A 12920-nucleotide genomic window follows, 5' to 3' on the forward strand; every position below is an offset into this window, starting at 1 on the left:
CACGAGCGTGATTAAATATGGGCAAAGAAAAAGCGAACAACAACATGCTTATTAACACCTACGGTCCTATTATTAAAGGACACATTAAAATTACTGATCCAGTCACTGGAGAAGTACTAGTTGATAAAGACAATGCTATTCATTATGAAAACATGAGTATTAGCCTGGCTGAAACTCTGGCTCATAGAAATCAGGGCTGGATTTATGAAATGGCATTTGGTAACGGCGGTAGCTCAGTAGATCCCACTGGAGTAATCACGTATTTGCCCCCTAATACCACTGGTCAAAACGCTGATCTTTACAATGAAACCTATGCCAAAGTTGTTGATGACGAATCAGCAGCTGATACTGATCCAATCAACAACAACATGACGGTGTTACACACCTCGGGCCAGGTGTATACAGATATCCTGGTCAGCTGTTTGTTGGATTACGGCGAGCCACCGGGGCAGCAAGCGTTTGATAATTCAACCAATTACAACGGGGAATATGTGTTTGATGAACTAGGACTCAAGGCCTGGACTGGAGAAGGTAATGCATTGCGTTTGTTGACGCATGTGATTTTCCATCCAGTTCAGAAGAGTTTGAATCGTCAAATTCAAATTGATTATACTGTGCGTATACAGACCTTAACTAACCTGAGCGCAGCATAAATATTAGTAGATTAACAGGTAATAAATACCTATAAGATTCGGAGCAAGCAATATGTCATATACAATCAATCTTACCGATGGTACAATTTTTGCAGTAATAGCAGATGGTACCATCAATACCAGTTCAAGCATGATCTTGGTGGGTAAAAATTACGCCGGTTACGGCGAATTTCTGGACGAGAATTATATCCACTTGTTGGAAAATGGTTCAAACACCACTGCGCCCGGCGCACCCTTGACAGGGCAATTGTGGTGGGACCAGACCACTGATACCATGAAAGTCTACAGTGGAACCACATTCAAAGTAATTTCTGGTGCCACAGCAAGTGCATCAGCTCCTACATCAAATGTGGCTGGCGACCTGTGGTATGATTCGACCAATGCACAGCTCAAAGTTTATACCGGTACTGCCTTTTTGCTGGTAGGTCCTGCATTTACAGCAGGCACAGGAACCACAGGTGCAATTGTAAACACAATCACAGACAGCAATGCTGTGAGTCACGTTGTGGTTGAAATGTATGTGGAAGACAGCGTAGTGAGTATCTTTAGCAAGGACTTGGCATTTACTCCTCAGGTTGCTATTCCAGGATTCACCACAATTAATCCTGGTGTCACAATGGCCAGTTCAATTTCGGGCGTACCGCAATTGTTTCAGGGTACAGCAACCAATGCACAGTTGCTAGACGGCCTGGACTCAACAGACTTTTTGAGTAGTACCAGCAATGACACCACAACGGGTACCCTGGGCATTGTTAATAATTCCGGACTGTCAGTAGGAACCAACTCTGACTTCCGTGCAACAGTCACAGGCTCTGATGTGTATCTGCGCAATCAAACCAGCGACGGCAATGTGTACTTGCAAATCAACGATGGCGGCGTAACAACTACCATGGTTACCTTGTTTGGTGCAAACAACATGACAGCTATTCGCGGAGCTACCACAGTAAACACTGCTGGTGTTGCTACTGCCATTGTGAATGGTGCAGGCAATGCAGTAGGCAACATTGGTTCAAGCTCAAGCTATTTCAATACCATATTTGCTCAGGCAACCACAGCACTGTATGCCGACGTTGCAGAACGTTTTGCAGCTGATGAAGTATACTTGCCAGGCACAGTGGTTGAACTGGGCGGCGCAAATGAAATTACTCGTGTGAAAGATGACGCTAGTGACCGAGTGTTTGGCGTGATTTCTACTAGACCAGCATTTACCATGAATGGTGGTGCAGGCGATAATGAAACTCATCCTCCGGTTGCCATGACAGGTCGTGTGCCTGTACTGGTATCAGGCATTGTGGCCAAGGGCGACAGATTGATTTCTGCAGGCGATGGCATTGCCCGTGCTGCTGCTCCTGGTGAAGCCACAGCATTCAATGTTATTGGCCGTGCTCTGGTTGGAAAAACAACTGCTGAACTGGGCACAGTTGAAGCCATTGTAACAATAAATTAACAGGAAAAAAAATGACATACTCATCAGGCGGCTTGATTCAAGCAACGGATTACAATACATTTGCCACCAACACCAATGCTTTTTGGAGCACTGGCACTGGCAACGTTGGCTGGGGACAGACAAGCGTTGCCAGCGTGAGCACATCAGGTGTGGTAACTGCCACCAACTGGGCTACCTTGGTCAACAACCTAGCAGCAGCCAGCAATCAAACCGGCCAAGCCATCACAACTAGAACAGCTCCTGTTACCGGAAATATTGTTGCTATTTTGGCCAACGTGGCCACAGACATCACAAGTCTAACCACCAGCAGCGGCAATGCAGCGGGCACCGGCACACAGTACACAGCCTGGACCGGTACTGCAAGTAAAACAACTGCAACTGGTTCTGGTTCTACTCCTTGGACAATTACATTTACACATACTGTTACCTGGGCCAGCGCCGACGCTGCCCGCTACTTCTTCAACGCAGGCGGCCTTATCAAATGGGAAACATCCAAAACAGCTGACACAACCGCAGCCGACACAGAATGGAATGACCTGGCCAACACCTTGGTTGGTGACATCTACATTACCAAAGGCAACGGTACACAAACAATTGCAGCAGCGGCCTACACAGGCACAACCAAAGTTGGCGGAACAGGAACACCAACCACCTTGCTTACCACCACAGGCTACTACGGATTGATCACCACTGATACCACTATCTACAAACAATTTGCAGACACCAGTCCGTACACTGGGCAGTTCATACAGATCAACGCCAAAACAGCAGGCGCAGGAACACAATTGGTACTGACCACAACCTGGGTAGATCCCGGAGGTTCAGTAACAGGATCAAGTGATAACATTTCAGGTGGTACAGCAACCACTGGTATCACTTTTGGTACAGCACCTGCCACAGTGGTAACATATTTCCCACCAAGTGTAACCTATTTGAGCGCTGCCTGGGGAACACCCACTGTTGCTGCTACAGTGGCCTAATCGGTAATATTCCAGCAGTAAAGGGCCTAAGGCCCTTTACTTTTGGCCGCAGATAGTGTACAATAGTCACATGGATACTGAAAAATTAATATCACACGCACGAGCAAGATTTGATCATGTGGCTGCTCGTCGCGTTCTAAAAGAAAAATACCAAGCCCGTATGTTGTTTGCCTATCGTGGTGGAATGTGGCGAGCTGATCCTGAACTGCTGGTACTGTTGGCCACCGTGCCTCCGGGCGATGCAGTGGTGCTAGATCTGTACGAAACTCCGGTGCAGGTCAACCCTGATCAGCTAAGAGGCCTAGCCATGCAGCTATGGCAAGAACAAATGAATGCATGGCTAGTAGAACTTGACCAACAACGTCAACTACGATGACCTGCGGCGCACTGTTATTTGCCTTCAACAACGAAGCCACTGACTATGTGAGCATGGCCGCCTGGAGTGCAGGTCGTATTCGCCAGTATCTGGGCATACCGGTTGCTGTTGTGACCGACAGCACAGATCCTGCACTGAGCAAAACATTTGATCAAGTTATTCACGCAGAGCCTGATTCTGGTGGTACAAGATTTTTTGAAGACTACAACTCAACAGTGACCTGGCACAATGCTGGCAGGGTTGATGCATACGCTCTTACCCCCTGGGAACAGACCTTGGTGCTGGATGCAGACTATGTGGTGGCCAGTTCGCAGCTGAAATTTGTGATCAACAGCGATCGTGATTTCATGTGTCACGATCGTGCTTATGACATTGCAAAGTCTCGATACTTAGATGAACTAAACACATTTGGCGAACATCGCCTACCCATGAGTTGGGCCACTGTGATGATGTTTCGCAAGAGCAACACCGCAGCCTACATATTTGACTGCATGCACATGGTGCGAGACAACTGGGATCATTACAGAGCCCTGTACAAGATTCAGAAAAGTACCTATCGCAATGACTTTGCACTGAGCATTGCCCTGGGAATCATCAGCGGTGGCACCTGGAGAGTTGACAGTATTCCCTGGAGTTTGGCCAGCATCTTGCCCGAGTATGAGCTGGAACAAATTGCCAACAATGACGAAACATTCAAAATCACACATCGTGCGTCCAATGGAGCAAAGTTGTACTGTGCCTTAAATGGTATAGACTTTCATGCCATGGGCAAAAAACATCTAGGAGACATCATTGAAGCCCATAGCTGAACAAGGCTACGTGATTGTGGCCTGCAATAGTACCACTGTTGATTATGTTGACTGTGCCAGATCACTGGCCCAAACATTGAAAACGCACAATCCTGTAGCCGAAGTTTGCCTGGTCACAGATTCAGAATGCACTGATTCTGTGTTTGATCATGTGCGCTATATTACCAATGCAAACCCTGCCAACCCATACGAGAATGACTGGCAGGCATTCTATCAAACTCCGTTTCGTGAAACAATCAAGCTGGAAGCAGACATGTGGATCGTGAGCAACATAGATCACTGGTGGGATATGCTTAGACACAGAGATCTTGTGATATCAACAGGATGCAGAACCTGGAGAGATCAAGACAGCCATAATAGGCGTTATCGAAGAATATTTGATGACAACAACCTGCCTGATGTGTACAACGCTATCACCTACTGGCGCCTTAGTCAAACAGCACAGGAGTTTTTTGTACTGGTACGTGACATATTTGCTCATTGGGCAGAGTATCGTAAACTGTTGAAGTTTCCTGAAGAGCAGCCATCCACTGATGTGGTATATGCTATGGCAGCACAAATCATGGGACCAGAATCAGTTACCTTGCCATTTGCAACCTATCCCAAAATAGTGCATATGAAACAGCATCATGCAGGAACACGAACAGAAGACTGGACACAGGAGTTGGTGTGGGAATATCACAACAACCAATTGCGGATACAAACACACGCACAATGGGGAGCTTTTCATTATCATGTCAAACAAGCAGCCACTCAGTGTAGATAATTTCTGGGCAGCACTTGGTGCCATGCCTGCACCCGAGCCTGTGTTCTACAGACTATACCACGACGCAGATGGTTATCCTGTGGCATATTCAATGGATGATATTCCAGGCCTTTATGTCGAAATAGATCAAGCCACCTTCAATGCAAAAAACAAGCACATTAGAGTTGTTGACGGAAAGATTGTGACCCAACGGTTTAATAGAATAACTAAACTTGTGCCCTCTGACTCTGGATCCCCTTGTCATCCTGACAATGTTGCTGTAATCGTCAGTGAGCACAAGTCCCATCAAAAATGGAACAAACGAACTTATGAACCAAATTGACATTGCAGATCTTGACTGTGTATATCTGACCTATGATGAACCCAAAAAAGAAGAAAACTGGGTCAAGATCAGAAACATGATTCCGTGGGCTCGCCGCGTGGACGGAGTCAAGGGATCTGACGCAGCACACAAGGCCGCAGCAGATGCTAGCACCACAGAACGTTTTGTTCTGATTGACGGAGATAACATTCCTGACGCTAAATTTTTCAATCAAACTTTGGAATTCCCTACTGAGGATTATGAATCTGCGGTGTTTCGTTGGAAAGCACGTAACGCTATCAATGGACTCATGTATGGCAACGGTGGACTGAGCTCATGGACGCAGCAATATGTGCAAAACATGAACACACATGAAAACACAGACGGTCGTACAGAAACACAAGTGGAGTTTTGTTTTGATCCGTTATACTGGCCCATGCACGACTGTTACTCAACAACCTATCCCAATGGATCAGCATTCCATGCCTGGCGTGCAGGATTTAGAGAAGGTGTAAAGATGTGCCTGAATCGCGGAGCAAGACCCACGCTTGCAGAGTTCAAGGATCAAGTACATCAACGCAACCTAGACCATCTCACCATCTGGCACAACATAGGTGCGGATGTAGAATACGGTTACTGGGCCATGGCTGGTGCTAGACAAGGCACCTACATGACCATGCTCACAAACTGGGATTATCTGCAGGTGCAAAATTTTGATGCACTAGCTGAACTATGGAAGACTGTGGAATCAGAGCAACCAGAGATTTTGGCCAATAGAATCGCTGATGACTTGCACACACAGTTGGATCTGCCTATGCACATGCTCACAGTAGAAGCCAGTGAGTTCTTTAAACGACATTACCGATCAAACTGGCACAATCAAGGCGTAATGGTTCGTGAGATTGATGTAATACGACAACAAGAAGGATGGTAATAACTTATGCTTAAACCAATTTATTTAAATTATGATTTTTCAAAAATCTTATCTGCTGATTATTCGCAACATGAGGGTAGTTGTATTAGTCATCAAGTCCATGAACTAACTGATATCCATGAACAGTATGGCGGATTTCCAAAAACTTATTGTTATGCAAATACCATAATACATCAGTTATGGTGGACCAAGGATGATATTGACTTTGCTGCACTTGGTAGTCAATTGGGTATGGAAGTAATCACAGCGAGTAGTATCTGCCAGCCCCCTGGGTGCATGGTTCCTTTACATCGGGATACATTTTATCAGATCACCCAACGTTATCCAGAACGAGCAGAACTCAAAGTCCGAGCCAACATATATCTCGAAGATTGGAAACTAGGGCAGTTCATACAATATGACAATGAAATCAGTACCAAATGGCATGCTGGCGACGGATTCATGTGGGACTCTACACATTTGCATCTTTCGTCCAATGCAGGTATGCAAAACAAATATACCTTACAAGTATCGGGATTCTTGTTGGAATGATATTTAAAATTATTCCAGCTGACACATCTATATGGAATCTGCCAGAGTTGGTTGATTTTCTTATTGCATATCAAAATCAAGACATAGTAATACAAACTAATAACGAAGGATGTTGCGCCAGTACCATAGGACTATATCAATGGTTAGACAAATTTTCATTTAATAGCGTTACAATCGAAACCAGTAATCTGTTAGAGACTCATGACCGCTATAAAATTTCCTTTCAAATTCCTTGGAAATCTCTAAGAGCATCCCAGCCTATTGATCCAATTCATCATATATGGAATCAAAAATCAGTTTTTGGTACACTATACGGTCGACCATTATGGCATAGACTAGGAATAGCATCACATTTATTATCCACACATCCGGGCATAAGTGAAGTTGGTTGTTTATGTGATCCTACTGATCCAGACCAACGAGAACTTTTTGAAATTTCTGAACTGTGGAAACATAACCCAAACAGCTTGATTGAATTTTCTAAAATAGTTTCTCAATTTCCTTGCAAACATGTTGATGTTGTTCAATACATACCTGGATTGACATTAGCAGATGGGTTTTTTCAACAGACCAAAAGAGTCTATAAAAATTTATTGATTGATATAGTAGGAGAAACATTCACAACCGGAAATTGTTTTTTTATTACTGAAAAAACAATAAGGCCTATGTTGATGAAAAAACCAATGATTGTAATGGGATCACAAGATTTTCTTGGGTATCTACAGCAGATGGGATTTAAAACCTTTAACAATTTTTGGGATGAAGATTATGACGGATTTGCAGAACAGAATCGATATCAAAAAATACTTGATCTCATTGATAGCCTTGCACAACAACCCATTAATGTGCTAGTAGACATGTATCAAAAAATGCAACCAATCCTGGACCACAATTATGATTTGCTGATGAGTCAAGGATACAATAAAACTATAACAAAAATACAATGAGCAAAAGTGATTTTTTATCTAGGGCTGAACAGATGCACAGTGATCTTGGCCCTGCCTTGTGCCTGGCCAAATGGAAGCAGGTGAGTTTGCACCTGCCCACAGGGTTAAATAACAGTTGCTATCATCCACCCTTGCATAGAATACCCATCGAAGATATTGGACGCAATCCCGGTGCATTACACAATACACCGCACAAGAAAGAACAGCGCAATCTCATGCTAGCAGGTGTCAAACCTGCAGAGTGTAGCTATTGCTGGAACATGGAAGCACATGACAAGCTGAGTGATCGGCACTATAGATCAGGCGAGCCCTGGGCCGCAGTAGATTTTGACAAAATAAAAAACTCAACAGGAGATGAAGATGTTATTCCCAGTTATGTGGAAGTTAATTTTAACAATGTTTGCAACCTTGCATGCAGCTATTGCAGCCCGCAGTTCTCAAGCACTTGGCAGCAAGAAACTGATCGGCACGGTGCATATCCTACTTTGGTGCCTCATAATGCTCCTGAGCATTTTTCTGGCGACCGTAAGCCCATACCAGCACGGCAACATAATCCCTATGTAGAAGCATTCTGGGACTGGTGGCCTACCCTGTACCCCGAACTGGAACACTTTAGAATGACTGGTGGTGAGCCACTACTGGATCGGAATACCTATAGAGTATTTGATTATGTGCTGGCAAACCCCAGCGCCAAACTACACTTAAATGTCACGTCAAACTTTTCAGTAGATGAAAAGTCATGGCAAAAGTATCTGGCCTATATGAAACAACTATGCAATGGCCGCATAGAACACTTCATGCAGTACGTGAGTCTTGACGCCTGGGGAGCCCAAGCAGAATACATACGCCACGGTCTGGATTTTGATCTGTTGTGGGATCGAGTCAACCAGTTCCTAACTCAGGTGCCCAGCTACTCAAGTCTAACATTTATTATCACAATGAACAACCTCAGTGTGTCAAGTCTAGCCCAATTGTTGGCAGGCATACTGGAACTACGCAAAAAGCACAGCACAACATATCAGCGTGTGTGGTTTGATACTCCTGTGCTACGTGAACCTGCGTGGCAAAGCCTGCAAACGCTGGGAGAATCTTACGCTGTGCGACTAGATGCAGTCAAAAACTACATGTCTGCGCACTTGGAAACACCAGCGGCACCGTTCAAGGGGTTCAAAGACTATGAAGTAGCCAGACTAGACAGAGACATTGCCTGGATGCGATCAGGACAAGATCTAGATCAAAGTCAACACCTGGCAGACTTCTATCGTTTCTTTAGCGAAGCAGATCATCGCCACGGGACAAATTTTTTACAGGTGTTTCCTGAAATGCGTTCCTGGTGGGCCGAGTGTGAGTATCATGCCAGACAAACTTGAACTGATAGTAGATACATTCAGTGTTGTATACGATTTACTAAAACCCTTTGCCTGTCAGGAGTTCTGGGAGTTTTCAGATCATGTGCTAGTCACAGGAGCGACCTATGTTATAGGACGCAAACAACTGGTGGAAAATAGACCTCAAATTAGAGCCATGTGCGAGTCTGCACAATACTGCATGGTGTTTGACGGCGCTGCTGAAGGATCCTGGACACTGATAGAACAAATACGCATGTTGGGCATAGAAGATCTTGTGTTGAGCAAACAACTGCTGGTACTCAGTGGCGGTGTCATGCCAGCCGAGTATCCTGCACTAACACATGATCATTTCTTTAATGTGATACTGGGCTATAACGAAAATCTACAACAGATGCAACGCATGTCTGAAATTTACAACACCGTAACCAAGCCCTATGATTTTTTATTTCTAAATGGTCGAGCAAGACCGCACAGAAAATACCTGTGGGAACGATTCCGCCAACTGGGACTGCTGGATCGTGCAATATGGACCATGCTGGATGGCAGACCCGCACTCAAAGGCACAGAGCTAGCGCTCATGCAAGGCAATGTTAATTTGATGACCACAGTGACGCCTATACGTCAACTAGATTCCAGATACGAAGTTGCACGATATCAAAACAATTCTGTTGAGATAACTGAACCCAAACGGCAATTTATCAAGCAAGACATGTTCCACAACACCTGGGGTGAAATTTACATACAAACTGAACCCTATGCTGATACCTATTTTAGTCTAGTCACAGAAACCATATGCGAACACGGCAGTAGTTTCCGAACTGAAAAGATTGCCAAACCAATTGCACAAGGACATCCATGGATAGTGGCAAGCAATGCTGGATTTTATCGAGACCTTCGTAATCTGGGATTCCAAACGTTTGGGCATGTGATTGACGAATCGTTTGATTCTATTGACAACACACAAGATAGACTCAACCGAATTGTTGAAATTGTGCAGGATCTTTGCAGTCAAGACCTTGCACAATTTCTCAATGAGTGTTATACTATATGTAAATACAACCAACAACATCTCAGTGAATACCGAGAACAACTACGCCGCGACTTCCCCCAGCGGTTCTTTGATTTTTTACAAGAGCATACCCTTCAGTGAATGATTTAGAATTTAAGCACACAGCGTTGGACCCACTGAGTGCGAGTTTTTGTGCAGCAAAATGGTACAATGCTACCATTTGGTTAGGAAGTGGACAGACCACCAGTTGTCATCACCCGCCAGCCCATTTGGTCGACAAAGATAAAGTCAGTATCAACCCTAGGCTGCTGCACAATACTGATCAAAAGAAAGCAGACCGGGCGCTAATGATTGCAGGAGAACGTCCTGCAGGTTGCGAATACTGCTGGAAGATTGAAGACATGGGTCGTGACGCTGTGAGCGACCGCGTATACAAAAGCAAGATTTATCCCATTACCACACTGAAACAAGCATATGAAACTCCACCAGATCAAGACGTTAATTTACGCACTCTTGAAATCGCCTTTGACCGCACTTGTCAGTTTGCTTGTAGTTATTGTAACCCTGCTTTTTCTAGCACATGGGTTAATGATATCCGAAAGCACGGCGCTTATGAGCACCTGGTGTCTGATGGGCGTAACCACTTTACTCACGCTCACGATAGTAGTCAACTATACAAGTTTGGTGAAACTAATCCCTACGTTGAAGCGTTCTTTAAGTGGTGGGAGTCAGACCTCCACAAAACACTTCAAGAGCTAAGGATCACCGGCGGTGAACCTCTAATGTCAGGCTACACCTGGAAGCTGATTGAATGGTTCAAACAGAATCAAGGCCGCAGCACAACCCGCCTGGCCATCAACTCAAATCTGGGATTTGATTCACACAAACTGCAAGAGTTTGTCACAGCAATTGCATCGTTACCGCATGTGGAACTTTACACATCCATGGAAGCTGTGGGCTCACAGGCCGAATACATCCGTGACGGCCTGGACTATGCTCAGTGGTTGGCCAATGTGCATACACTATTAAAAAGTCGTGCTGTAAAAGCTCTACATGTGATGTGTACCATAAATGCCCTGTGCCTGGACAGCTTGCCGCAATTGTTGGATCAGCTCATGGACCTGAAACGACTGTACGGTCGTGACCAAGTGAGCTTTACCTTGAATATTCTACGTTTTCCCAGCTTTCAGTCAGCCCTGGTGTTACCCGAACACATACGCACCGGCTACAGAGTTGTACTGGAAGAATGGCTGTATCGAAATCGCGCCAACCCGTGGCTGCACGAGTATGAAGTAAATCACACACAACGCTTGATTGATTACTTGGATGTGGTCAAAACACCGCACTCGGACACATTTGAAATGCCCAAACTGCTGAATGATTTTCGTGAGTTCTACTCCCAATACGACAGCCGCAGACACAAAAACTTTGGCGCCGCGTTCTCTAAATTAGCCACATGGTATGACTCAATATAAATATAATTCAACTGATCTGCTGAAGCCCACGTTGCTGACGCCACGAGAAGCATCACTGCTGACAGAATCCAAAACATTCTGCATATATCCCTGGATTCATCTGCATGCATATCCCACAGGCGAAGCATATCCTTGTTGTCATGCTGAAATGGGTGTGGGACAAGTGGGCAATTGCCGTGAGAATACCCTGGAACAAATATGGACTGACACTCCCATGCAAAAGCTGCGAGCAGACATGCTGAGTGAAACGCCCAATGCTGCCTGCACACGCTGTTATGAACAAGAAGAATCAGGATTCTTTTCGGGACGCAAGTCAGCCAACAAACACCACGGACATCATGTAAAGAAACTAGAGCAAAATCCTTTTGAAATGACCTACTGGGATATTCGTTTCAGCAATCTTTGCAATCTGAAATGCCGTAGCTGCGGACATATATTCAGTAGCCAATGGTATCAAGATCAAGCCAAACTAGCAGGCGGCAACTGGAAACAAAAGAACACAGTACTCAACTATGCTGGACGCACAGAAACAGACATGTGGTCTCAACTAGAACCGCATTTAGACTACGTGGAACAGATCTACTTTGCTGGTGGCGAACCCTTGCTGATGGAAGAACACTATCAAATACTAGACGAGCTGGTGCGCAGAAAACGCTTTGATGTTAGACTAATCTACAACACCAACTTCACACACACTGACCTAAAGGGCAACAGTGTGTTTGAATACTGGAAACAGTTTGACTCAGTAGCAGTAGGTGCCAGCCTGGACGCCAGTGGTGCTCGCGGCGAATACATACGCAAAGGCACAGACTGGGCAGTGGTGGAAAAAAATCGACGAGAAATGATTGAAATTTGCCCTGCGGTAGACTTCTATATCAGCCCCACACTCAGCATAATGAATGCTCTACACCTGCCAGATTTTCACAAAGAATGGGTTGCAAAAGGCCTGATTCGAGCTCAGGATCTCAATGTAAATATACTTCAGGATCCCCCACACTATAGAATAGACATAGCACCTGCTGCGTACAAAACCTTGATTGAAACTAAATTTCAGGAACATATCAAATGGTTACAAGACCAGGATCCCTTGCATCGTGCCACAGTGGGCTTTGAAAGTGCTATTACCTTTATGACAGCCACAGACAACACACAACTCCTGGACACATTCTGGCGCAAAACACACGAGCTAGACGCTATCAGAAAAGAAAACATCTTGGATGTAATTCCTGAATTGACGGCGCTAGCATGAATATGATTGGATCATCTTACAAAAACTTGCTGGTGTCAGGGTGTAGTTTTACGCATAACAATTATCAGACTCCGGTTTCGTGGGCAAACAATCT

Annotated in this window: 13 protein-coding genes; all 13 read left to right on the forward strand. The window is 44.9% G+C overall.

Translation table 11 applies throughout. From position 1 onward, the window contains the following. Nucleotides 1-17: 17 nt before the first annotated feature. The 13 genes from ABW391_RS00345 to ABW391_RS00405 all read left to right on the forward strand — a co-directional run bounded on the left by ABW391_RS00345 (nucleotide 18) and on the right by ABW391_RS00405 (nucleotide 12826). Nucleotides 18-653 carry a hypothetical protein gene (locus ABW391_RS00345; RefSeq protein ID WP_353479842.1) on the forward strand — a complete coding sequence of 212 codons (636 nt, stop codon included), beginning with the start codon at nucleotides 18-20 and terminating at the stop codon, nucleotides 651-653. 52 nt (nucleotides 654-705) lie between these two features. Then, nucleotides 706-2100, forward strand: coding sequence for a hypothetical protein (locus ABW391_RS00350; RefSeq protein WP_353479843.1), 1395 nt, complete (start codon nucleotides 706-708; stop codon nucleotides 2098-2100). Nucleotides 2101-2111: 11 nt separating this feature from the next. Continuing rightward, nucleotides 2112-3080 (forward strand): hypothetical protein, encoded by a 969-nt coding sequence (locus tag ABW391_RS00355; RefSeq protein ID WP_353479844.1) that lies wholly within the window; start codon nucleotides 2112-2114, stop codon nucleotides 3078-3080. 118 nt (nucleotides 3081-3198) lie between these two features. Beyond that, nucleotides 3199-3456 (forward strand): hypothetical protein, encoded by a 258-nt coding sequence (locus tag ABW391_RS00360; protein ID WP_353479845.1) that lies wholly within the window; start codon nucleotides 3199-3201, stop codon nucleotides 3454-3456. Beyond that, nucleotides 3453-4265, forward strand: a complete 813-nt coding sequence (locus ABW391_RS00365; protein ID WP_353479846.1) for a hypothetical protein — start codon at nucleotides 3453-3455, stop codon at nucleotides 4263-4265. The genes ABW391_RS00360 and ABW391_RS00365 overlap by 4 nt, the downstream gene beginning before the upstream one ends. Beyond that, nucleotides 4249-5031 (forward strand): glycosyltransferase family protein, encoded by a 783-nt coding sequence (locus ABW391_RS00370; protein ID WP_353479847.1) that lies wholly within the window; start codon nucleotides 4249-4251, stop codon nucleotides 5029-5031. The genes ABW391_RS00365 and ABW391_RS00370 overlap by 17 nt, the downstream gene beginning before the upstream one ends. Before the next feature lie 308 nt (nucleotides 5032-5339). Then, nucleotides 5340-6266: a hypothetical protein gene (locus tag ABW391_RS00375; RefSeq protein WP_353479848.1), complete on the forward strand. Its 927-nt coding sequence runs from the start codon at nucleotides 5340-5342 to the stop codon at nucleotides 6264-6266. Nucleotides 6267-6272: 6 nt separating this feature from the next. Further along, a complete protein-coding gene (locus tag ABW391_RS00380) occupies nucleotides 6273-6797 on the forward strand; it encodes a hypothetical protein (RefSeq protein ID WP_353479849.1) in 525 nt (174 codons plus the stop codon). Further along, a complete protein-coding gene (locus tag ABW391_RS00385) occupies nucleotides 6794-7744 on the forward strand; it encodes a hypothetical protein (protein ID WP_353479850.1) in 951 nt (316 codons plus the stop codon). Before ABW391_RS00380 ends, ABW391_RS00385 begins: the two co-directional genes overlap by 4 nt. Next, on the forward strand, nucleotides 7741-9114 hold the full coding sequence (locus ABW391_RS00390) for a twitch domain-containing radical SAM protein (RefSeq protein ID WP_353479851.1): 1374 nt from the start codon (nucleotides 7741-7743) through the stop codon (nucleotides 9112-9114). Before ABW391_RS00385 ends, ABW391_RS00390 begins: the two co-directional genes overlap by 4 nt. Further along, the gene (locus tag ABW391_RS00395; protein WP_353479852.1) at nucleotides 9098-10243 is read left to right on the forward strand and encodes a hypothetical protein; all 1146 of its coding nucleotides are present in this window, start codon (nucleotides 9098-9100) and stop codon (nucleotides 10241-10243) included. The genes ABW391_RS00390 and ABW391_RS00395 overlap by 17 nt, the downstream gene beginning before the upstream one ends. Next, complete coding sequence (locus ABW391_RS00400) at nucleotides 10240-11577, forward strand: twitch domain-containing radical SAM protein (RefSeq protein ID WP_353479853.1); 1338 nt, start codon at nucleotides 10240-10242, stop codon at nucleotides 11575-11577. Before ABW391_RS00395 ends, ABW391_RS00400 begins: the two co-directional genes overlap by 4 nt. Further along, complete coding sequence (locus ABW391_RS00405) at nucleotides 11564-12826, forward strand: twitch domain-containing radical SAM protein (protein ID WP_353479854.1); 1263 nt, start codon at nucleotides 11564-11566, stop codon at nucleotides 12824-12826. Before ABW391_RS00400 ends, ABW391_RS00405 begins: the two co-directional genes overlap by 14 nt. The last annotated feature ends 94 nt before the right edge of the window (nucleotides 12827-12920 follow it).

The sequence above is a fragment of the Haliscomenobacter sp. genome, assembly GCF_040403615.1.
Lineage (GTDB): Bacteria > Bacteroidota > Bacteroidia > Chitinophagales > Saprospiraceae > Haliscomenobacter.

Coding starts and splice junctions, on each gene's coding strand:
- ABW391_RS00345 (WP_353479842.1), top strand. CDS start 18: ATGGGCAAAGAAAAAGCGAACAACAACATGCTTATTAACACCTACGGT.
- ABW391_RS00355 (WP_353479844.1), top strand. CDS start 2,112: ATGACATACTCATCAGGCGGCTTGATTCAAGCAACGGATTACAATACA.
- ABW391_RS00380 (WP_353479849.1), top strand. CDS start 6,273: ATGCTTAAACCAATTTATTTAAATTATGATTTTTCAAAAATCTTATCT.
- ABW391_RS00405 (WP_353479854.1), top strand. CDS start 11,564: ATGACTCAATATAAATATAATTCAACTGATCTGCTGAAGCCCACGTTG.
- ABW391_RS00375 (WP_353479848.1), top strand. CDS start 5,340: ATGAACCAAATTGACATTGCAGATCTTGACTGTGTATATCTGACCTAT.
- ABW391_RS00395 (WP_353479852.1), top strand. CDS start 9,098: ATGCCAGACAAACTTGAACTGATAGTAGATACATTCAGTGTTGTATAC.
- ABW391_RS00385 (WP_353479850.1), top strand. CDS start 6,794: ATGATATTTAAAATTATTCCAGCTGACACATCTATATGGAATCTGCCA.
- ABW391_RS00390 (WP_353479851.1), top strand. CDS start 7,741: ATGAGCAAAAGTGATTTTTTATCTAGGGCTGAACAGATGCACAGTGAT.
- ABW391_RS00350 (WP_353479843.1), top strand. CDS start 706: ATGTCATATACAATCAATCTTACCGATGGTACAATTTTTGCAGTAATA.
- ABW391_RS00365 (WP_353479846.1), top strand. CDS start 3,453: ATGACCTGCGGCGCACTGTTATTTGCCTTCAACAACGAAGCCACTGAC.